Source organism: Nocardia sp. NPDC057455 (genome assembly GCF_042802775.1).
Lineage (GTDB): Bacteria > Actinomycetota > Actinomycetes > Mycobacteriales > Mycobacteriaceae > Nocardia.
In genome coordinates this window covers 1-20,979 of sequence record NZ_JBHVDM010000087.1, presented here as the reverse complement: position 1 = coordinate 20,979, position 20,979 = coordinate 1, and the positions used below count along the sequence as shown (strand labels likewise).

Below are 20,979 nucleotides of genomic sequence, written 5' to 3'. Positions count from 1 at the left end.
CGGAGGTCGCCATGGCGCGCACATCGGCGAAGCTCGACGAACTCGACCTCGCCATTCTCACCGCGATGCACGAGTACCAGAAGGCGGGCATTCTCGAACTGTCCCGCCGGACCAGGGTCGCCAGGGCCACGGTGCAGTCCCGGATCGCGCGCATGGAGGAATCCGGCGTGATCGCCTCCTACGACCCGCAGATCGACGTCACCGCGGCGGGTTTCGACGTGCAGGCGTTCGTGACGCTGGAGATCGCCCAGGGCGCGCTGGACGCGGTGGCGGCCGAACTCGACGCCATCCCCGGCGTGCTGGAGGCCTACGCCACCACCGGCACCGGAGACGTGCTGTGCCGGATCGGGGCCGACTCGCACGCCGGGTTGCAGGCCGTGCTGCTGAGCATCGACCGGACCTCCTCTGTGGTGCGCTCGCACAGCGTCATCGTATTGTCCACCGTGGTGTCACGCCGGACGCTGCCGCTGTTGCGCACGCTAGGCCCGACCGGGACCACCAAGGCCCCCGCCTATCGCCCGGCCCGCGAGCCGTAGCCGGTTCAGGGGCGCAGGTCGGCGCCCACGTCGAGGATTTCCACGCTTCCCCGCTTGCCCGCCTCCAGGAAGGCGAGCAGAGCGTGTGCCTCGGCCTCCACCTCCGCGCGCTCCGCGTTCGTCCAGCTCCGGGTCGGGCTGATGCGCAGCCGGGCGGACTCGGCATTCGTGAAGACCTTGTACAGGCCCGCGAGAAAGCCGTCGACGAGTACCGGGGAGACCTGGGCGGCGAAGGCGCGCAGCGGAGGAGCGGCGCGGTCGGGCACGATTCGCGTCCGGTCCTGGTGCGACAACAGGACGTTGTCGTACCAGCCGAGCAGCCGCACCGGAGCCGGGACGTCGGGATCGGCCAACGCACCGTCGGCGACGTCGTGAAGCGTGCGGCCGCGCTCGTCGGTGTAGGTGCGCACCCGATCGCCGAGTGCCGCGACGGCTTGCTTCATCCCGGGCAGTCTCGACCAGGTCTGCATGTCCATCGTGCTCGCCGGCCCGAAGGCACGCAGATAGCGAAAGATCAACTCCGCCAATGGATATGTGGGATCCAGCGGCGCACCCAGCCAGGGCTCGACCCGCGACCAGATCGGCCTGCTGCTGTCCTTCCACTTCCCGCGTGGCGGGGTCTGCAACACCGGCAGCTGATACAGCCAGGTCTGCAACACCGCGCCCGGGTCGCGGTCGGGGTAATGCTCGGCGGCGCGGGCGCGCAAGTCCGCCGCGGACATCGGCTCGTCGCCGAGCACGGCTTCGCCGCGCGCGCGTACCTCTTCCGGATCCAATCCGACCATGGCGCCGTAGTTGAAACCCTTGCGGAAGGGCGCTTTCTCCAGTTCCGGCTGCACATGCGGCGCGATCCGCAACGCGTCGGGAGGGGTGACCATATGAATGGTGCCGCGCATCAAGGTGATCCGGACCAGCGAGCGGTCCTCCAGCGCGTCCGACACCGTCGCCGGATCGAAGGCCGCGATGCGGCTCCACAATCCGACGAACGGCGGCGGCGAATCCTGCGCCTGCAACCCGACGAGATGGTCGCACATCTCGTGCGCCGTCTGCCGCGAGCGGTCGAGCAGATGCTGGCGAGCCAGCAGAGTCCGGTTCAATACCCGGTTGGACAGTTTCATGAGAAAGGACGCCGCGTCAGCGCAGGGTGACCACGACCTTGCCGGTGGCCGTCCGGTTGTCCAGCGAGGCGACCGCATCCGCGGCCTTGTCCAGCGGATACAGCAGCGGTTGCGGCGGCGCGATCCTGCCGGAGGCCAGCAGCGGCTCGATCTCGGCCCACTGCTCCTGCAGGTAACCCGGATGCGACATCACCCATTCGCCCCACGCCGCGCCGGTGACCTCGACGTTCTTCAGCAGCAGCCGGTTGACCTTCACGGTCGGGATCTCCCCCGCGGTGAAGCCGACGACCAGCAACCGGCCCGCCGAGGCGAGCGAACGGATGCTGTCGGTGAAACGGTCACCGCCGACCGGGTCGAGCACGATGTCGACGCCGCGACCGCCGGTCAGCTCCTTCACCGCCGCCAGCCAGCCGTCGGTCAGCACCACATCGGTGGCGCCGTTGGCCCGCGCGACCTCGGCCTTCTCCTCGGTACTCACCACGGCGATCACCCGGCCCGCACCGAGCGCGGCCGCCAACCGCAGCGTCGAGGTGCCGATACCGCCCGCGGCGCCGTGCACCAGAACCGTCTCCCCTTCCGCCAACCTGCCTCGGGTGCGCAGGCAGAAGTGCACGGTCAGGTCGTTGAACAGGATGCCGGCGCCCGCCTCCAGCGAGACGTTGCCGGGAAGACGGAACACCATTTGCGTGGGCGTGACGGCCGTCTCGGCCATCGCGTTGCCGAGCATGGTCAGCGCGACCACCCGGTCACCCGGCCGCACGTGCGCGTCCTCGGGAGCCTCCCGGACGATGCCCGCGACCTCACCACCAACGACGAACGGCAATTCCGGCTTCATCTGGTACAGGCCGCGCGTCATCAGCACGTCCGGGAAGGCCACGCCCGCCGCGTGCACGTCGATCACCACGCCGCCCGGGAAAACCGCGGGCTCGGGGATGTCGACGAGCCGAATCGCTTCCGGTCCTTCCAGCTTGCTGACCTGGGCTGCGCGCATGTGCCGACCTCTCTGTCCTCGCACCGGCCTGATCCGCGCCGGCGCCACACCGACAACATAACGGGCGCCGCCCGAGAGCGCCCGTCCGGACGCCCGATTTTGCTATGCTGGCCGCGACCTCGCGGTCGGGAGGGAAGGGGGATTCATGGTCGAGCAAAACCAGCAACAACCTGCGACGACGATGCAAGTCGACCCGGCGGCGCTGCGCTCCTTCGCGCAGACGCTGCGCACGGAGGCCGCGTCGGTCACCGGCCTCGGCGGCGAAAGTCTCGGCGCCATCGCCGGTGCGCTGCCCGGCACCGATTTCGGCCCGGTGGCCCAGCGCGCGAACGACGCCGCGCACCGCTGCCTGGAGCGGATCGGATCGCGCCTCACCACGATCGCCGACAACCTGCACAACGCGGCGGGCAAGTACGAGCTTGCCGAGGACGACTTCGCGACGAAACTGCGCGCCGTGGGGCTCCAGTTGCCATGACGCTCACCATTCCAAACGTCGAGAACTGGCAGCCGGAGCAGCTTTCGGCGGCGGGTGGGTTCGCCGAACGGATGTCGCAGGGGCTGGATACCGCGGTCGGCAAGGGCGCCGACGACACGAAAGCGCTCGCCGACACGAAGCAGTGGTCCGGTTCCGCGGGCGACGCGGCCAACGCCCGGATGCAGACCGAGAAGACCCGTGCCTCCGCGGTGAGCGCCGCGCTGCTGGAGTTGAAGACCGCGCTCACCACCCAGGTGCAGAACTTGACCGAAGCCCGAGCCAAGGTACTGAGCCTGCGCGACGACGCACTGAACCAGACGCCGCCCTTCGATGTCGCGGCGAACGGCACCGTCGATGCCAAGACGCGCATCGACTATCTCCGCGGGCACGCGGACAAGGCCGACGTCGAGGGCCTCGTCTTCCAGGAAGCGCTCCAGGCGGCCTCGCGGACGTGGGAGCTGACCAACGCCCTGAAGACCGCCGAGGATGTGGCGAACCGAGCCAAGACCCAGGTCGAGGGCGCGGCCGGCAAATTGGAGGCGGCGTTCGCGGGGCTCGGTGAGCCCCGCGCGAACGTACCTTCGGCCCCCACCACGCCCGCCACCACCACCCCGGCCGCCACGTCGGGAACCCCGGTCTCCGCGCCTTCGCCGGATCGGTCGAGCCAATTGATGTCCGGGCACAACGACTCGGGAACGTCGCACGGCACGTCGTCGGGCACGTCGTATCACGGTGGTCCGAGTTCGTCCGCGCCGACCGGTCCGCTGCCGAGCGGTGACGTCGCGCGATGGATCGCCGAGGCGAAGCAGAAACTCATCGCGATGGGGTACGACCCCGCCGACATCGACGAACGGGCCATCGCGCTGATCATCGAGCACGAATCCGCGGGCAATCCGTACGCGGAGAACCGCTGGGACAGCAACTGGGTGGCCGGCCATCCGTCGAAGGGTTTGATGCAGACCATCGACAGCACGTTCAACGCCTACAAGGCGCCCGGCCACGACGACGTCTGGAACCCGGTCGACAACATCATCGCCGGAGTGCGGTACTCCATCGACCGCTACGGGTCGCTCGGCAACGTCCCCGGAGTCGCGGCCGTGAACTCGGGCGGCGCGTACCAGGGCTACTGACCCGCTTCGGGCGATGGCCGCCCGCGACCGCGCACGCTCCCGCGCCGGGCCGCGAACGCAAAAGCCCATTCTTGCTGGCCCAGGACCCCGCTGACGGACTATTAAGGAGGTACGGACGGCTCGGCGCGAGGGTGTGACGTACGCCCCGTAAAGTCGTCACAACAGCACCGCATGAAGAAACGCGGCACACCGTGCAGCGCGAGGAGCACAAGTGTCACTCGATCAGCCACTCGCCCCGCTTCCCCAGGAGGGCATGGGCTTTGCTTCGGCGTGGCCCGTCCGGGCTGGTGATGTGGATCCCTACGACCGGCTGCGGTTCGATGCCATCGCCCGCTACCTGCAAGATATCGCCTGGGAAAACCTGCATAAGACGTTCTTCCATCGCACCGACCCGAACTGGATCATCCGGCGCACGGTCATCGACGTCGTCCGGCCGATTCTGTGGCCGGACGAGGTGCAGTTGCTGCGGTGGTGCTCGGCGATGTCCACCCGGTGGACCAACATGCGCGTGCGGATCACCAGCGGCAACGGTGGCCTGATCGAGACCGAGGGCTTCTGGATCAACATCAGCGAGTCCACCGGCATGCCCGCCCGGATCAGCGATGAGGGCCTCGCCTATCTCGCGCGCACCTCCGGCGAGCACCGCCTGCGGTGGCGGCCCTACCTGACCGACGCCACCCCGCCGGAGTCGGACACCGACCTGCCGTTCCCGGTGCGCGCCACCGACATCGACCAGTACAACCACGTCAACAACGCCTGTTATTGGCAAGCGGTGGAACAGTTCCTGGTCGAATATCCCAAGCTGCTCGCGGGTCCGCACCGCGCGGTGATCGAATACGTGGCGCCGGTATTGGCCCGCCAGCACGTGAGCGTGCGCAGCCGGTACGAGCCGGGAGATCGCAGCGGGCAGCCGGTGCTGCGGCTGTGGTTCGTGGTCGGCGGGACCACCACAACCGTGGTCCGCATCATGCCCTTACCCGGTCAGCCCGCCTCTCCGGGTTTTTAGGCCATATCAGTCGAGGGCGCGTTCATGTCATGCGTCGGGTGCCGCTAAATCCGGTGAGTTACCCATGTTCTGCGAAACCAGTCGGCCAGTTCCCTGGGACGGTCGGGGCTGTTATCGCGGGGTCGGCCGCCGGGTTCCTGCGGGGTCGGCCGCCAGGTTGCTACTAGGTCGGCCGCCAGGTTCGCGCGATCGCCCGCCGAACTCTCAGGAGATCGGGCGGCGGGGTTTTGCGAGATCGTCAGCTGCGAAATCGGTGGCTCGGAGCCGGTCGGAACGCGGTGCTCCGACCGGCCTCCTGGATCGTCAGCCGCGGGCGGCTTTGAGCAGGTCCTCGCGCGTGGTGAACTTGACGCGCGGACGGCCCGCGGACTTGCCCGCGGTCTTCTCCGCTTGGTCGATCGCTCGCCAGCCCGCCCGGTCGACCAAGTCGGCCTGGCGCTCGGCGAGCAAGGCCTTCAATGCGGCCCGGTCGGCCTGCGGCGCGACCAGTTTGCCCGCGGTGAAGTCGGCGAGCAGCAGTTCCACCGTCTCCTCGGAGTCGATCCGGTTCGAACCGATGACACCGCGCGGACCACGCTTGATCCACCCGCTGACGTACACGCCGCTGAGCATGGCTCCATCGTCACCGATGACCCGGCCGTGCTCGTTCGGCACGACGCCGCGCCGCTCGTCGAACGGCAGTTCGCCGATCCGCTCGCCGCGGTAGCCGATCGACCGCAGTACCAGCGAGGCGCCGATGCTCTCGGTGCGGTCGGTCGACCGCGCGACCAGCTGACCGCCTTCCTCGAACAGCTCGTTGTGCACGATCTCGATGGACTCGACCCGCTCGGTGCCGGTGAGCGCGGTGGGCGAGGTCAGATAGCGGAACACGATGCGCTTGTTGCCTTCGGCCCTGCGTCCGCCCGCGTACTCCTCGGCGAGGGTGTACTTCAATTTCACCGACGGCTCGACTTGCGGGTCGTCCACGATCGCCTGGCTGGCGTGATCCAGTGCCAGGTCGGTCTCGTCGACGACGACGTCGACGCCCTTCAGATGCGCGAGGGCGAGGAATTCCGGCGAGGTGTAGGCCGCCTGGAGCGGACCACGCCTGCCGAGCACGACGACCTCGCGGATATTGCTCTGCCGCAGGGCGTCCAGGGCGTGATCGGCGATGTCGGTCTTGGCGAGTTCGTCCGGGTCGACGGTCAGCACGCGCGCCACGTCCAGCGCGACGTTGCCGTTACCGACGATCACGGCCCGTTCGCCGGACAGGTCGAAGGTCCGGTCGGCGTAATCGGGGTGGCCGTTGTACCAGGCGACGAACTCGGTGGCGGAGTGGCTGCCCGGCAGGTCCTCGCCCGGGACGCCCATCTTCCGGTCGCTGGAGGCGCCGACCGCGTAGATCACCGCGTGGTGGTGGCGCAGCAGTTCCTCGTGCGAGATGTGCGTGCCCACTTCGACGTTCAGGTAGTACTGCAGCGTCTCACGGCGGAACGCGGACTCGAACATGCCCGAGACCGTCTTGGTGCCCGGATGGTCGGGCGCGACGCCCGCCCGGACCAGGCCCCACGGGGTGGGCAGCCGGTCGAACATCTCGATTTCCACGTCGGCCCTGCGCAGCAGTTCGTCGGCGGCGTAGCAGGCCGCTGGGCCCGCGCCGACGATCGCGACGCGCAGCGTGCCCAGCTCCTTCGGCGGACGCGCGGGAGTGACGATCGGATCGAAGTTCGACTCCAGCGGATGCCGTTGGAAGTAGGCGGCATTGATGTCGCGGAATCGCGCCAGCGAAGCGGTCAGGTCGTCCTCGGAGAAGATGGCCTCCACCGGGCACGCGTCGACACAGGCGCCGCAGTCGATACAGGTGTCGGGGTCGATGTAGAGCATCTCGGTCGTCGCGAACTCCGGCTGATCCGGAGTGGGACGGATGCAGTCGACCGGGCACTCGGAGACGCAGCTGGCGTCGTTACAACAACGCTGCGTGATTACGTAGGCCATATTGTGCTGATCCTCGAAGAAGTACGTGGGCCGTGGCCACCCATGGGGTTGTGGTGGACAGATGAGCGGCGTCCGTCTCGTCCGCCGCGGGGATCGCCCGCAGCGGGCCGTGATGTGATGCCGCTTTCAGTTTGCCTCGAGTGTGGTCGAGACCTCTCGCCCGGAGGCCTTACCGTATCTCCATGGCGCGGACTCTGATCCTCATGCGGCACGGCAAGTCGGCCTATCCGGAGGGCGTGGACGACCACGAGCGGCCATTGGCGCCGCGGGGCAGGCGCGAGGCGGGACTCGCAGGCCGGTGGCTGCGGGCCACCCAGCCGCCGATCGACGCCGTGCGTTGCTCCACCGCGACACGGACCAGAGAGACGCTGGCGGCCACCGGCGTCACCGCGCCGGTCGTTTTCGAACCCGGGATCTACGAGGCCGTGCCGGAGACGCTCATCGAGCTGGTCCGGCTCAGCGACGACGATGTGGCGACGCTGCTGGTGATCGGCCACGCGCCGGGCATGCCGTGGACGGCATGGGAATTGGCGAGCAATCGCGACAGCGCCCCGGCGGTCGAACTCAGCCGGAAGTTCCCGACCTCAGCACTCGCGGTGCTGCGCTTCGACCGCGACTGGGCCGACGTGGATCCAGGGACCGGAGAGCTGATGCATTTCCACATTCCGCGCTGACCGCACGCGGTTGGCACGCGGTCAGCGCAGTAACCTGCCGCCGACCACAACGACCGCACCGAGCACGAGCAGCAGCGCGAACGCGGCCAGACCACCGAACAACCACCACACCACGCCGAGCGCGATCGCGACCGGCGCGATCGCGATCGCGGTGATCACCGGGCTTTCCCTGACCGTCGCCCAGGCCGAACGAGCCCTGATCCGGTCGATGTCCTTTCCAGGCATGTTCCCAGCGTAGGCCGGAATCCGGGACTTTGTCGGCGCCTGATGGAATGCTCGCCGGAATGGACTGGAAAATCGAGCTCGTCGCCATTCCGGTGACCGACGTCGACCGCGCCAAGGACTTCTACACCAAGATCGGTTTCCATCCCGATCACGATCATCGGGTCGATGAGAACCTGCGCTTCGTACAACTGACCCCGCCCGGCTCCGGCTGCTCGATCTGCCTCGGCGAAGGCATCACCGACGCGGCGCCCGGCAGTGTCCGAGGTATGCAGGTGGTGGTGGCCAGCGCCGAGGACGCCTATCAGCAGTTGATCGCCGCAGGCGTGGACGCCACGCCGGTCCAGGACCTCGGCTGGGGGCTGTTCACTTTCTTCGCCGACCCGGACGGCAACAAGTGGGCCGTTCAGCAACTGCCCGACTACAGCAGCTGAACTGCCCCCTTGCTTGGAGTGCACTCCAGGTGACTAGCGTCGTCGATGTTCAACGGGAAGGGCGAGGGCAGTGAGCGAGCGTCAGCGAATCAACCGGGAACGCAGCGCGCAGCGCAGCACGAAGCCGAGCGGCAGCGAGGCTCGGTGGTGAGCGAAACCGCGCCGCACGCGAGCACGCGTGGCGACAGGGAGCAGCCGCGGTACTCGATCGGCGAGGTGTCCGAGCGCTCGGGACTGAGCCGGGACACGCTGCGCTGGTATGAGCGGATCGGCCTGTTGGACTACATCGGGCGCGACCACACCGGCAAGCGGCGGTTCAGCGACCGGGATCTGGAATGGCTGGCACTGATCGGGCGGCTGCGCACGACCGGCATGCCGGTGGCGGACATGCTCCGCTACGCCGAGTTGGTGCGGGCCGGAGAAGCCACGTTCCCGCAACGGCTGGAGATGTTCCGGGACACCCGCGCGCAGGTGCTCGCCAAGATCGATGAACTTCGTCAGACCCTGGCCGTGCTGGATTACAAGATCGCACTGTACGAAGGCAAAGCGCAGACGCTCGAGCCGGCCATGGTCACCGCGCACGACAGCGAAGGGATCAACGTATGACAACGGTCGGCACACTTCCCACCACCACGCTGGGAGCCGGCGGCATCCAGGTGGGCACGCAAGGCCTGGGCTGCATGGGCATGAGCGAGTTCTACGGCCCCAGCGATCTCACCGAATCCCGGGCGACCCTGGATCGGGCACTGGAACTGGGTGTCACGCTGTTCGACACCGCCGACGTCTACGGCACCGGGCACAACGAGGAATTCCTCAGCGATTTCGTCGGCGCGGAGCGTGACCGGCTGGTGATCGCCACCAAGTTCGGGATCGTCCGCAAGGCCGACGACCCGGCCTATCGCGGCTTCGACAACTCCCCGGCCTATATCCGCGACTCGGTGGAGGCCAGCCTGCGCAGGCTCCGGGTCGACACCATCGATCTCTACTACATGCACCGCAAGGATCCCGCCGTGCCGATCGAGGAGACGGTCGGCACGATGGCGGAATTGGTGCGCGACGGCAAGGTCCGCGCCCTCGGCCTGTCCGAGGTGACGGGCGACGAGCTGCGCGCGGCGCACGCGGTGCACCCGATCGCGGCAGTGCAGTCGGAATGGTCGCTGTTCTCCCGCGACGTCGAACGCACCGTGGTGCCCGCGGCGGCGGAGCTGGGTGTGACGTTCGTGCCGTACTCGCCACTGGGACGCGGCTTCCTGACCGGATCGTTCACCGGTACGGCGGATGCCAAGGATTTCCGTTCCTCGATGCCGCGCTTCACCGGCGAGAACGCGGTGCGCAATGCCGAGCTGCTCGGCCCGCTGCGAGCCATCGCCGAAGCACGTGGCATCACACCGGCGCAGGTGGCACTGGCCTGGGTGCACGCACAGGCAGGCGCGCACGACCTCGCGGTGGTCCCGATCCCCGGCACCCGCAGTCGGACCAGGCTCGCCGAGAACGTCGCCGCCGCGACCATCGCGCTGACGCCCGACGAGCTGGCGACGTTGGAGCCGATCGCGGGTCAGGTAGCCGGAACCCGGTACGCGGACATGTCGTTCACGTCGGCCGGCCGGGAATAACCCTCGAGATCAGGAGACGCTCATGTCGACGTTGACGCTCAATGTTCGCTTCATCGCCAAGCCGGGGCGCGAGGCGGAATTGAAGGATCTGCTACAAGGCATGATCGAACCGACTCTCGCGGAGGGCGGCTGCCTCCGTTACGAGCTCTACCTGCATCCCACCGATGCGAGCCGGATGGTGCTGCTGGAGGAATGGGCCGACGAGGACGCGCTGGCAGCGCACTTCCAGACGCCGCACCTGAAGGCTCTTGCCACCGCGTTGCAGGAAGTCCTGGTCGAACCGTTTCAGCTGCGGCGGTTCACCGAGATCGAGTGAAGGGTTGGTGGTCCGGCATTGCGTGCGACGCCGGACCACCTGGGCGGCGCCCAACGGCGCGAACCCGGGCTACCGACGCGCGAACTCCGGACCGAAGTCCGCTTGACCGGCGGCTGGTCTGCGCCGTTCACCGGCGGCGGCTAACATCCCATGAATATGAAGCCCGAAGCGCCGCGTGACCGCGTCTGGATAGACAAGCAGACGCCTGCCGCGTTCCGCGCGCTCAACAGCGTCGCGAACGAGGTCAGGGCCGCGGGCGCGGCGGTGGGACTGGATCGCCGGATCATCGAATTGATCAATCTGCGCGTCTCCCAGCTCAACGGCTGCGCGTACTGCCTGGATGTGCACTACCGCGCCGCACTGGCCGCCGGGGCCACCGAGCAGGAGATCGCGGTGCTGCCCGGCTGGCGGCGCGGCGGCACGTACACCCCGTTCGAGCAGGCCGTGCTCGCGGTCGCGGAAGTCGCGGCGACGCTTCCGGACGAAAACGTGATCGAGCGTGAGTACGCTTCGGCTCGCCGGCATCTGACGGATGATCAGCTGTCCGTCGTCATCTGGGTGGCCACCACGATCGGCGCGTTCAACCGGGTCTCGATTCTCAGCAGGCATCCGGTGCGCGCCCGGAAGGAGAAGGGAACCATGAGCGAATCGGCATCGGAGTCCGAGGTCGTCCGCAACGACGAACGGCATCGCTACGAGGTGTTCTACGGCGGGGAGCTGGCCGGCTTCGCCGACTACGAGGAACGCGGCGACGAGACGGTGTTCACGCACACGGAGGTCGACGGCGCGTTCTCCGGGAAGGGTCTCGGCTCCGTGCTGGCCGAGAAGGCCATCGAGGACGCCATCGAGCGCGAGCGCGTGATCCGGCCGGTGTGCCCGTTCATCAAGGCGTATCTGGACAAGCATCCGCAGTACGACGCGCACGTGATCGGCAAGGGTGTCGGTCGGTGAGCGATCTGGATCCGCGCCCGGCCGAGACGCTCTGCGAACCCGCGCCGGGTCCAGGGCAGGTCGCGGAGCGGTATCCAGCCCGTGAGGTGCCGCTCGGCGGGGTGCGCGGCGTCTTCGTCGAACGCGTACTGCCGCAACGCGACCTGCCGACCGTCGGCGCGTGGTGCTTCCTCGACCACTTCGGCTCACCAACGGTCACCAAGACCGGGGCACCACCGGACATCGACCCGCATCCGCACATCGGCCTGCAAACGGTGACCTGGCCCTTCGAGGGCCGCATCCGGCATCGCGATTCGGTGGGCTCGGATGTGCAGATCGAACCCGGTCAGCTGAACCTGATGACCTCCGGACACGGCATCGCTCATTCCGAGTACGCCGTCCCGGGCGCACCCGCCGGACACGGATTGCAGCTGTGGATCGCGCTGCCGGGCGACCGCACCGGCATCGCCCCGCATTTCGAGCAGCATCGGGAACTGCCGGTCGTCGAGGCGCCCGGCCTCCGCGCGATCGTGCTGATCGGATCGCTGGCCGGGAAGACCTCGCCCGCGATCGCCTACACACCCATCGTCGGCGCCGATGTGCGGCTGGAGCCCGGGGCCGAGGTCACCCTCCCGCTCGACCCTCGTTTCGAGCACGCGGTACTGGTGATCGAGGGCGAAGTGACCGTCGCGGGCGACGAACTCGCTCCCGGACCGCTGCTGTACCTGGGGACCGAGCGCGACGAACTGCGGCTCGGCACCGCAGGCGGCGCGCACCTCGCCCTGATCGGCGGCGAGCCGTTCGGCGAGGAGCTGGTGATGTGGTGGAACTTCGTCGGCCGCAGCCACGAGGACATCCTCGCCGCCCGGGCGGATTGGGAGAACCACCACGTCACCCGGTTCGCCGACATCGCAGGCCATACCCCGCAACAACGTATCCCCGCGCCGCCACTGCCCGGGCTGCACCTGAAGCCGCGCAAGCGACGGATCGGCCCGGCCCGGACCTGATCCGGGCGCCCCCGATCTTGCTCACGCCCTGCATTCGGCGCGCCCGTCGTTCGGCGCCGATCCGACCTCTCGGCTCGGCCTCCACTGGCGGCCGCCACACGCTCCGGCTCCGCCCGCGCCACATGCGACCGGAGCCGAAGCGCCGGGGCTCACCCGCGCGCGAGCAGTGCGTCCAGCGCTCGGTAGCTCTCGTTGAGCCCGGTCTCCATGCCCGATTGCAGCATTCCGTCCCGCTCCTGCGGCGTGTGGAACTGGCTGTCGGTCACCACCTTGGTGCGGCCGTCGCCGAGATCGACGAAACCGACGCTGTCGATCGCCACATAGGCGGGCATGCCGTCCCACTCGAAGGAGTACACGATGCGCTCCTGCGGGGTGACCTCGCGGAAACGGCCCTCGAAGCCATGAGCTCCCTCGTCGGAGTGCTCGACGAAGCGCCAATGTCCGCCCAGACGGAACTCCCAGCGCTCGATATCCAGTCGATTGCCGCGCCCCCACCATTGGGCGAGCAGCTCGATCCTGCTGTAGGCGTCCCACACGCGCTCGCGCGGCGCGTCGAAGATCCGCTCGATATGAATCGTGCGGTCGGTGTCGGTCGTAATGACGGCGTCGTTCGTGGTTGTACTCATCGGTCCTGCTCCGTTCGCTCGAGGAATTCGCCGAGACGGTCCAGCCGTGCTTCCACCATCCGCCGGTAGCCCTGCATCCAGGCCACTTCGCGGTCGAAGACATTCACACCGAGGCGGCAGTACCGCACCCGGCCGCGCTTCTCCGTGACCACCATGCCCGCCGCCTCCAGCAACTGAATGTGCTTCTTGACACCGGTGAGCGTCATCTCGAAGCGCTCCGCCAGTTCGCTGACGGTCGCGGGCCCACTGCCGAGACGTTCGAGGATCCCACGCCGGGTGGGATCCGCGAGCGCCCCGAAGGAAGCATCCAAGAAGTCATACTGAACCATCCAGTTCAGTGTTGCGGAGATGACGGCGGGCGTCAAGAGGGAATCCCACACCGCTGCGAAACCCAGCCGGACCAGCGACGCGACCGCCGATCCAGAACGCGTTGCCGACCGATCCAGCCGGAGCGGGAGCCTTACAACCGACTCCGTCCCCTTCGTGCCGCGATGTGCGACAGAGACTTTCGCGGACGAACTCGGCGAAGAACTGTTGCCCAGCCTCTTCTGATCAGGGCCGCCGAGCGGTATCTTTTCCCGACGAACCGGACACGGGGGCGGCACACGGAAAAGAGCACGATGAGGATCTACCGATTCACCGCGACGACCCTGGTCGCGCTGGCGGCCACCGCACTCACCACGAGTGCCGCGCACGCACAGCCCGCGCCCGTCGACGCGCCGCTCGACTTGCGAGGATCGTTCCATCAGGTCGGCTACGAGGTCGCCGCCACCGGCGACCGGCGCGCGGCCGTGGCGACCATCCAGGACGGGACGTTCGAATCCACCCACGACGGCCGGGTCGTGACGGTCTCCGATCGCGACGGCAATGTGGTGGCCGCGCTGCCGATGACGCTGCGCATCGGCGATCAGCGCGTGATGCTCGACCCAGTGCTCGAGGACGCGGGCCACCGGCTCACCGTCACACCGGTCGCGATGGCCGACGCGCCGCTGCGTGACATCAGCGCCCAGGAGCGGTTCTACGCCGAGGCCGAGAAGGCCATGCCGACCATTTTGGCGGGTGCGGGTATCGGCGCCGCCATCGGCTTCATCGTCGGATTCCCGCTCGGCCTCTTCGTGATCGACTTCATCACGGTGCCCGCCGCCGCGGTGGCGGGCGCAGCGATCGGCGCGATGGCCGGTTTCGTCATCGGCGGTGGGCAGCCCGCCGTCGACGCGGCGCTCGAGTACGTCACCGCGCCCTAGTCGAGCCGGTCGGCGGTCGTCAGCCGCTGCGTGCCGATCACTCGCAGCAGGTCCAGCTTCTCGGCCGCGTCCGTGCCCGGACGCGGCAGGTAGACCAGCAGGCGCTGGGCGGCGTTGGGCGTGAGCAACGTTTCGCAGACGATGTCGATCAGGCCGACCTGCGGATGCCGGATGCGTTTGGTGTCCGACAGTCGTACGGCCACCTGGTGTTCGTCCCAGAGCCGATCGAATTCGGCGCTCGCGGAGCGCAGCTCGGCGACCAGTTCGGCCACGTCCGGGTCGCCCGCGCGGCGCGCGGCCGTGGCACGCAGATCGGCGACATGGTTGCGGCCGAGCCGATCCCAGTCCTCCTCGGGAAAGTAGACGCGCGCCGAAGCGTCGGTGAACCAGCGGTAGGGGTAGTACCTGTCCCACCCCCGCCGGTCGCCGTGATCGCCGACGAGCAGGGTGTGCATCCGGTTCTGCACGAGCACCTCGCCGAGATCGGTGACGACGGTGGCCGCGGTGTCGTCCAGCTTGGCGAGCAGGTGCATCAGGCCGGGGCCCACGTGCTTGTCGGTCGTCTCACGTCCTGGCGGCGCGTGGTCGCACAGATGGTAGAGGTGGTCGCGTTCGTCGTTGTCGAAACGCAGGGTCCGCGCGAGCGAGGCGAGGACCTGGGTGGACGGACGCGGTCCGCGCGACTGCTCGAGCCGGGTGTAGTAGTCCGTCGACATGCCCGCCAGCAGCGCGACCTCGTCACGGCGCAGCCCCGGCGTGCGCCGCCGGACACCCGGCGGCAACCCGACATCGGCGGGCGTGAGCTGCTCGCGGCGGCGGCGCAGGAAATCGGCGAGTTCGGCGCGGTCCATGCCCTTACTGTCCTCGGAAACGGCACGCTCAGCCAGGGATCGCCGCTCCCCCGATAAACGATCTCTCCCGCGGCGGTTGCGCACGGTCGAGGCTGGTCCCATGACGACAACGAAGATCCGCGAAGTGCGGCTCGGCGCCACCGGCCCGACCGTCGGCCGCATCGGCCTCGGGGCGATGAGCATGTCCGGCGCGTACGGCGCGACCGACGACGCCGAATCGACCGCGACCATCCACGCGGCGCTGGACTCCGGCGTCGGCCTGATCGACACCGGCGATTTCTACGGCGCGGGCCACAACGAGTCGCTGATCGGCAAGGCCATCGCCGAACGTTCACGCGAGGACGTGGTGCTGAGCGTGAAATTCGGCGCGCTGCGCGGTCCCGACGGCGGCTTCGTCGGCGTGGACAACCGGCCGGCGGCGCTGCGCAATTTCCTGACCTACAGCCTCCAGCGGCTCGGCGTGGACTACATCGATATCTACCGCCCCGCACGGCTCGATCCGGACGTGCCGATCGAGGACACCGTCGGCGCCATCGGCGAGCTGATCGAGGCCGGGTACGTGCGCCATGCCGGCCTGTCCGAGGTCGGGGCGGACACCATCCGGCGTGCGGCGGCCGTACACCCCATCGTGGACCTGCAAATCGAATACTCGCTGATCTCCCGAGGCATCGAGGAGCAGATCCTGCCGGTCTGCCGCGAACTCGGTATCGGCGTCACGGCCTACGGCGTGCTCTCCCGCGGCCTGCTGAGCGACGCGATCGGGCCCGGCGCCAGCTTCGCTCCGACCGATTTCCGCGCCCACAGCCCGCGTTTCCAGGGCGAGAACCTGAACCGGAATCTCGAGCTGGTGCGCTCGCTGCACGAGATCGCGGCGCACAAGGACGCCTCGGTGGCGCAACTGGCCATCGCGTGGGCCCTGACTCGCGGCGAGGACATCGTGCCGCTGATCGGCACCCGCCGCCGCGAACGCTGGGCCGAAGCGGTTGACGCGTTGGACCTCTCGCTCACCGACGAGGAGCTGGCCACCATCGAATCGGCCGTGCCCGCCGACCGCGTCGCGGGCGAACGCTACGCCACGGCGCAGATGGCGATGCTCGACAGCGAGCGCTGAGACCGCGGCCGGAGCGCGGAGGTCGAGCCGCGCTCCGAGCAGGTCTGGTGGGGTTTCGATCAGGACCGGCGCGGCCGGAGCACCGCGGTGAACACCGCTGCGGCGACGGTCTTTCCGCCGGCATCGGCGATGTCCACCGGTACGTCCAGTTCGAGCGGCACTTTCGCCTCGATGTCCGCCCGCATCTTCGCCAGCGCCTCCGCGGAGAACGCCGAGGTCGCACGGAACGGCCCCGCATCTCCCTTCGCGCGGGCTCTGTACTCGATGCGTCCGTCCTTGGCGACGATGAACGTCTCCCCCATCAGGTCGACGATCCCCGACACCGACGCACCCATCGCGGCGGTCTCCGCCATCCCGAACAGCACCGCGGCGTGCAGATCGCCGTTGTGGTTCAGGTGCTCCGCGCGCGGCACGATCGACACCACATTCCGCCCCGCCGCGAACTCCTCCCACTCGACCCCCGCGTACTGGATGAACCCCAACTTTCGGAATCCGGCCACCACCAGATCGCCCAACGCCGCGCCGTCCACCGCCACCTCCAGGAACAGAACTGAAACCTGTTCTACTTCCTACTGCCTCCCACCTCGGTTGTCCACCACAACCCCATCTCCCGAACGAAATCGGCCCCCGCTCCACAAGGGAGCGGGGGCCGAAACTCGTTGCGGCTGACGGACTACCGGTAGTCGCTGAAACCGTAGTCGTCGAGCGGGACTGCGGCGCCGGTGGTCTGACCGAAGCTGTCCGGGCTGTAGTAGGTGTCGTCGTAGGACGGCACCGCGTACGCGGCGGCACGAGCTTCCTCGGTCGGCTGCACCTGGATGTTCCGGTAGCGGTTGATACCGGTACCGGCCGGGATCAACTTACCGATGATCACGTTCTCCTTGAGGCCGATGAGCTTGTCGGAGCGGCAGTTGATCGCCGCGTCCGTCAGAACTCGGGTGGTCTCCTGGAAGGACGCCGCCGACAGCCACGAGTCGGTGGCCAGCGACGCCTTGGTGATACCCATCAGCACCGGACGACCCGCCGCGGGCTCGTTGCCCTCGGCGACGACGCGGCGGTTGGATGCCTCGAACTCGGCACGCTCGGTGAGCGAGCCGGGCAGGAACTCCGTCGCGCCCGAGTCGATGATCGTCACGCGACGCAGCATCTGGCGCACGATCACCTCGATGTGCTTGTCGTGGATCGACACACCCTGCGAGCGGTAGACCTCCTGGACCTCGTGGACCAGGTGGACCTGAACCTGCCGGGGGCCCATGATGCGCAGTACCTCGTGCGGATCCGCCGCGCCTTCCAGCAACTGCTGGCCGACCTCGACGTGGTCACCGTCGGAGAGCAGACGCTCGGAGCCGTCGTCGTGCTTGAACACACGCAGACGCTGCCGCTTCGAGAGCTTGTCGTAGACAACCTCTTCGCCACCGTCATCCGGGATGATGGTGATCTTGTAGAAGCGATCGTCGTCCTCCAGCCGCACGCGACCGGAGACCTCGGCGATGGGCGCCTTGCCCTTCGGCACGCGCGCCTCGAACAGCTCCTGCACACGGGGCAGACCGCCGGTGATGTCGTCACCCGCGACACCACCCTGGTGGAAGGTACGCATGGTCAGCTGGGTACCGGGCTCACCGATGGACTGCGCGGCGACGATGCCGACGGCCTCACCGATGTCGACCAGCTTGCCGGTCGCCATCGAGCGGCCGTAGCAGGTCGCGCACACACCGGTGCCGGTGGTGCAGGTCAGCACGGAGCGGACCTTCACCTCGGTGATACCGGCCTCCAGCAGCGCCTCCAGCGCCGGATCACCGAGGTCGGCGCCCTTCGCCACGATGACGTTGCCCTGTGCGTCGAGCGCGTCGGCCGCGAGCGTGCGCGCGTAAGTGGAGGTCTCCACGTGCGCGTCGCGGATGATCGAGCCGTCGAGCTGCTTCTCCGCGATCGGCACCACGATGCCGCGTTCGGTGCCACAGTCGTGCTCGCGCACGATGACGTCCTGCGAGACGTCCACCAGACGACGGGTCAGGTAGCCCGAGTCGGCGGTGCGCAGCGCGGTGTCGGCCAGACCCTTACGAGCGCCGTGGGTGTTGATGAAGTACTCCAGAACCGTCAGGCCCTCACGGAAGGAGGACTTGATCGGCCGCGGGATGAACTCACCCTTCGGGTTCGTCACCAGGCCCTTCATACCCGCGAGGGTACGGGTCTGGGTGAAGTTACCCGTCGCGCCCGAGTCGACGATCGTGATGATCGGGTTGTCGGCCGGGTAGTGCGCGCGCAGCGCCTTACCGACCTCCTCGGTCGCCTCCTGCCAGATCTTGACCAGGGCGTTGTTGCGCTCCTGGTGATCGAGCGCACCACGCTGGTACTTCTTCTCGATCTGATCCGACTGCGCCTCGTAGCGCTCCATGATCTCGGCCTTCTCCGGCGGCACGAGCACGTCGGACATGGAGACCGTCACGCCGGAACGCGTGGCCCAGTAGAAGCCGGCGTCCTTGAGCTTGTCGACGGTCTGCGCGACCACGATCATCGGATAGCGCTCGGCGAGATCGTTGATGATCGTCGCTTGACGCTTCTTCGGCATCTGCTCGTTGATGAACGCGTAGTCCACGGGCAGCAGCTCGTTGAACAGCACCCGGCCCAGCGTGGTCTCGGTGGTCCACGCGTCGCCGCGCCGCCAGCCTTCCGGGAACAGCTCCGCCTCGACGTCCTTGGGCGGACGCTGGTCGGTCAGCCGGACCTTGATCAGCGAACGCACGGTGAGTTCACCGCGGTCCACCGCCATCTGCGCCTCGGCGGGCGAGGAGTACACGCCCCGCTCCGGACCGTCCGCGGTGGCCGGCTGGTAGGAACCCTTCGCGCCCTCTTCCAGACGGGTCAGGTAGTACAGGCCGGTCACCATGTCCAGACGCGGCATGGCCAGCGGCCGTCCCGAAGCGGGCGACAGGATGTTGTTCGACGACAGCATCAGCACGCGCGCCTCGGCCTGCGCCTCCGCCGACAGCGGCAGGTGCACGGCCATCTGGTCACCGTCGAAGTCGGCGTTGAACGCCTCACAGACCAGCGGGTGCAGCTGGATGGCCTTGCCTTCCACCAGCTGCGGCTCGAAGGCCTGGATACCGAGGCGGTGCAGCGTCGGCGCGCGGTTGAGCAGCACCGGGTGTTCGGCGATGACCTCTTCGAGGACATCCCACACCTGCGGCCGCTGCCGCTCCACCATCCGCTTGGCCGACTTGATGTTCTGCGCGTGGTTCAGATCTACCAGGCGCTTCATCACGAACGGCTTGAACAGCTCCAGCGCCATCAGCTTGGGCAGACCGCACTGGTGCAGCTTCAGCTGCGGGCCGACCACGATGACCGAACGGCCCGAGTAGTCGACGCGCTTACCGAGCAGGTTCTGACGGAAACGACCCTGCTTGCCCTTGAGCAGATCGCTCAGCGACTTGAGCGGACGGTTGCCCGGTCCGGTGACCGGACGGCCGCGGCGGCCGTTGTCGAACAGGGCGTCGACCGACTCCTGCAGCATCCGCTTCTCGTTGTTGACGATGATCTCGGGCGCGCCGAGGTCGATCAGTCGCTTGAGGCGGTTGTTGCGGTTGATCACGCGACGGTACAGATCGTTCAGGTCGGAGGTGGCGAAGCGGCCACCGTCGAGCTGAACCATCGGGCGCAGCTCCGGCGGGATCACCGGAACGGCGTCGAGCACCATGCCCATCGGCGAATTGCCGTTGGTCTGGAAGGCCGCGACGACCTTGAGCCGCTTGAGCGCGCGCAGCTTCTTCTGGCCCTTGCCGCTACGGATGGTCTCGCGCAGCGACTCGGCCTCGGCCTCGATGTCGAAGCTCTCCATCAGCTTCTGGATCGACTCCGCGCCCATGGCGCCGGTGAAGTACTCGCCGTAGCGGTCGACCAGCTCGCGGTAGAGCACCTCGTCGACGATGAGCTGCTTGGGCGCCAGCTTGGTGAAGGTGTTCCAGATCTCCTCGAGCCGGTCCAGCTCGCGCTGGGCGCGGTCGCGCAGCTGGCGCATCTCCCGCTCGCCGCCGTCCTTGACCTTGCGACGGACGTCGGACTTGGCGCCTTCGGCCTCGAGCTCGGCCAGGTCGGCCTCGAGCTTCTGAGCACGGGCCTCGAGGTCGGCGTCACGCTGGTCGGCGACCGCCTTCTTCTCGACCTCCATCTCGGCCTCGAGCGTGGACAGCTCGTTGTGCCGCAGTTCGTCGTCGACCGCCACGATGACGTAGGCGGCGAAGTAGATGATCTTTTCCAGATCCTTCGGCGCCAGGTCGAGCAGGTAGCCCAGGCGCGAGGGCACGCCCTTGAAGTACCAGATGTGGGTGACCGGAGCGGCCAGCTCGATGTGGCCCATGCGCTCGCGGCGAACCTTGGCGCGAGTCACCTCGACGCCACAGCGCTCACAGATGATGCCCTTGAAGCGGACGCGCTTGTACTTGCCGCAGTAGCACTCCCAGTCCCGGGTGGGACCGAAGATCTTCTCGCAGAACAGGCCGTCCTTCTCCGGCTTGAGCGTGCGGTAGTTGATGGTCTCCGGCTTCTTCACCTCGCCGTAGGACCACTGACGGATGTCCTCGGCGGTGGCCAGGCCGATCCGGAGTTCATCGAAGAAGTTGACGTCTAGCACGTAACTTCCTTTCCCCTGTGCGGGTCGAATTCGAGCAAAAGTTCACTAGTGAGTGTCTGCCGAGACTTCGCTCGGCCGAGCACGTCCGGTAATC

The 20,979-nt window shown here is 68.0% G+C and carries 22 protein-coding genes; 13 read left to right on the top strand and 9 right to left on the bottom strand.

From position 1 onward, the window contains the following. Positions 1–11 precede the first annotated feature (11 nt). Complete coding sequence (locus ACFU5M_RS27330) at positions 12–536, top strand: Lrp/AsnC family transcriptional regulator (protein WP_379053756.1); 525 nt, start codon at positions 12–14, stop codon at positions 534–536. Between the two features lie 5 nt (positions 537–541). On the opposite strand, the gene ACFU5M_RS27325 is transcribed toward ACFU5M_RS27330, so the two are convergent. Beyond that, complete coding sequence (locus ACFU5M_RS27325; protein ID WP_379053748.1) at positions 542–1,654, bottom strand: winged helix DNA-binding domain-containing protein; 1,113 nt, start codon at positions 1,652–1,654, stop codon at positions 542–544. A 16-nt stretch (positions 1,655–1,670) separates the two neighbouring features. Beyond that, on the bottom strand, positions 1,671–2,645 hold the full coding sequence (locus ACFU5M_RS27320) for an NADPH:quinone oxidoreductase family protein (RefSeq protein ID WP_379053747.1): 975 nt from the start codon (positions 2,643–2,645) through the stop codon (positions 1,671–1,673). A gap of 145 nt (positions 2,646–2,790) precedes the next feature. On the opposite strand from ACFU5M_RS27320, the gene ACFU5M_RS27315 reads away from it, so the two are divergent. The 3 genes from ACFU5M_RS27315 (at position 2,791) to ACFU5M_RS27305 (ending at position 5,256) form a co-directional block, all read left to right on the top strand. Next, complete coding sequence (locus ACFU5M_RS27315; protein WP_379053746.1) at positions 2,791–3,120, top strand: type VII secretion target; 330 nt, start codon at positions 2,791–2,793, stop codon at positions 3,118–3,120. Then, the gene (locus tag ACFU5M_RS27310) at positions 3,117–4,250 is read left to right on the top strand and encodes a transglycosylase SLT domain-containing protein (RefSeq protein WP_379053745.1); all 1,134 of its coding nucleotides are present in this window, start codon (positions 3,117–3,119) and stop codon (positions 4,248–4,250) included. The genes ACFU5M_RS27315 and ACFU5M_RS27310 overlap by 4 nt, the downstream gene beginning before the upstream one ends. A gap of 211 nt (positions 4,251–4,461) precedes the next feature. Then, positions 4,462–5,256: an acyl-[acyl-carrier-protein] thioesterase gene (locus tag ACFU5M_RS27305; RefSeq protein WP_379053744.1), complete on the top strand. Its 795-nt coding sequence runs from the start codon at positions 4,462–4,464 to the stop codon at positions 5,254–5,256. Between the two features lie 303 nt (positions 5,257–5,559). Here the strand turns inward: ACFU5M_RS27305 and ACFU5M_RS27300 are convergent, their stop codons facing one another. Then, entirely contained in the window at positions 5,560–7,230 is a 1,671-nt protein-coding gene (locus ACFU5M_RS27300; RefSeq protein ID WP_379053742.1) for an FAD-dependent oxidoreductase, read from the bottom strand. A gap of 182 nt (positions 7,231–7,412) precedes the next feature. Here ACFU5M_RS27300 and ACFU5M_RS27295 point away from each other — a divergent pair, with 182 nt between their 5' ends. Continuing rightward, positions 7,413–7,904 carry a SixA phosphatase family protein gene (locus ACFU5M_RS27295; protein ID WP_379053741.1) on the top strand — a complete coding sequence of 164 codons (492 nt, stop codon included), beginning with the start codon at positions 7,413–7,415 and terminating at the stop codon, positions 7,902–7,904. A gap of 21 nt (positions 7,905–7,925) precedes the next feature. On the opposite strand, the gene ACFU5M_RS27290 is transcribed toward ACFU5M_RS27295, so the two are convergent. After that, on the bottom strand, positions 7,926–8,129 hold the full coding sequence (locus ACFU5M_RS27290; RefSeq protein ID WP_379053740.1) for a hypothetical protein: 204 nt from the start codon (positions 8,127–8,129) through the stop codon (positions 7,926–7,928). A gap of 59 nt (positions 8,130–8,188) precedes the next feature. On the opposite strand from ACFU5M_RS27290, the gene ACFU5M_RS27285 reads away from it, so the two are divergent. The 6 genes from ACFU5M_RS27285 to ACFU5M_RS27260 all read left to right on the top strand — a co-directional run bounded on the left by ACFU5M_RS27285 (position 8,189) and on the right by ACFU5M_RS27260 (position 12,426). Then, a complete protein-coding gene (locus ACFU5M_RS27285) occupies positions 8,189–8,560 on the top strand; it encodes a glyoxalase superfamily protein (protein ID WP_379053739.1) in 372 nt (123 codons plus the stop codon). 147 nt (positions 8,561–8,707) lie between these two features. Beyond that, on the top strand, positions 8,708–9,166 hold the full coding sequence (locus ACFU5M_RS27280; protein WP_379053737.1) for a MerR family transcriptional regulator: 459 nt from the start codon (positions 8,708–8,710) through the stop codon (positions 9,164–9,166). Continuing rightward, entirely contained in the window at positions 9,163–10,173 is a 1,011-nt protein-coding gene (locus tag ACFU5M_RS27275; RefSeq protein WP_379053736.1) for an aldo/keto reductase, read from the top strand. Before ACFU5M_RS27280 ends, ACFU5M_RS27275 begins: the two co-directional genes overlap by 4 nt. A 22-nt stretch (positions 10,174–10,195) precedes the next feature. Next, the gene (locus ACFU5M_RS27270; RefSeq protein WP_379053735.1) at positions 10,196–10,489 is read left to right on the top strand and encodes a putative quinol monooxygenase; all 294 of its coding nucleotides are present in this window, start codon (positions 10,196–10,198) and stop codon (positions 10,487–10,489) included. Positions 10,490–10,645: 156 nt separating this feature from the next. Beyond that, complete coding sequence (locus tag ACFU5M_RS27265; RefSeq protein ID WP_379053734.1) at positions 10,646–11,440, top strand: GNAT family N-acetyltransferase; 795 nt, start codon at positions 10,646–10,648, stop codon at positions 11,438–11,440. After that, positions 11,437–12,426 (top strand): pirin family protein, encoded by a 990-nt coding sequence (locus ACFU5M_RS27260; protein WP_379053733.1) that lies wholly within the window; start codon positions 11,437–11,439, stop codon positions 12,424–12,426. Before ACFU5M_RS27265 ends, ACFU5M_RS27260 begins: the two co-directional genes overlap by 4 nt. 149 nt (positions 12,427–12,575) lie before the next feature. Here the strand turns inward: ACFU5M_RS27260 and ACFU5M_RS27255 are convergent, their stop codons facing one another. Further along, a complete protein-coding gene (locus ACFU5M_RS27255) occupies positions 12,576–13,052 on the bottom strand; it encodes an SRPBCC family protein (protein ID WP_379053732.1) in 477 nt (158 codons plus the stop codon). After that, positions 13,049–13,381, bottom strand: coding sequence for an ArsR/SmtB family transcription factor (locus ACFU5M_RS27250; protein ID WP_379053730.1), 333 nt, complete (start codon positions 13,379–13,381; stop codon positions 13,049–13,051). Before ACFU5M_RS27250 ends, ACFU5M_RS27255 begins: the two co-directional genes overlap by 4 nt. A gap of 291 nt (positions 13,382–13,672) precedes the next feature. On the opposite strand from ACFU5M_RS27250, the gene ACFU5M_RS27245 reads away from it, so the two are divergent. Next, positions 13,673–14,296 carry a hypothetical protein gene (locus ACFU5M_RS27245; protein WP_379053729.1) on the top strand — a complete coding sequence of 208 codons (624 nt, stop codon included), beginning with the start codon at positions 13,673–13,675 and terminating at the stop codon, positions 14,294–14,296. Here ACFU5M_RS27245 and ACFU5M_RS27240 read toward each other — a convergent pair. Continuing rightward, on the bottom strand, positions 14,293–15,147 hold the full coding sequence (locus ACFU5M_RS27240; RefSeq protein WP_379053727.1) for a helix-turn-helix transcriptional regulator: 855 nt from the start codon (positions 15,145–15,147) through the stop codon (positions 14,293–14,295). The two genes, ACFU5M_RS27245 and ACFU5M_RS27240, sit on opposite strands and share 4 nt — an antisense overlap. Before the next feature lie 100 nt (positions 15,148–15,247). Here ACFU5M_RS27240 and ACFU5M_RS27235 point away from each other — a divergent pair, with 100 nt between their 5' ends. Beyond that, a complete protein-coding gene (locus tag ACFU5M_RS27235; protein WP_379053726.1) occupies positions 15,248–16,258 on the top strand; it encodes an aldo/keto reductase in 1,011 nt (336 codons plus the stop codon). Between the two features lie 59 nt (positions 16,259–16,317). On the opposite strand, the gene ACFU5M_RS27230 is transcribed toward ACFU5M_RS27235, so the two are convergent. Next, positions 16,318–16,794, bottom strand: coding sequence for a PaaI family thioesterase (locus ACFU5M_RS27230; protein WP_379053724.1), 477 nt, complete (start codon positions 16,792–16,794; stop codon positions 16,318–16,320). A 137-nt stretch (positions 16,795–16,931) separates the two neighbouring features. Further along, positions 16,932–20,885 (bottom strand): DNA-directed RNA polymerase subunit beta', encoded by a 3,954-nt coding sequence (locus tag ACFU5M_RS27225; protein WP_379053722.1) that lies wholly within the window; start codon positions 20,883–20,885, stop codon positions 16,932–16,934. Between the last annotated feature and the right edge of the window lie 94 nt (positions 20,886–20,979).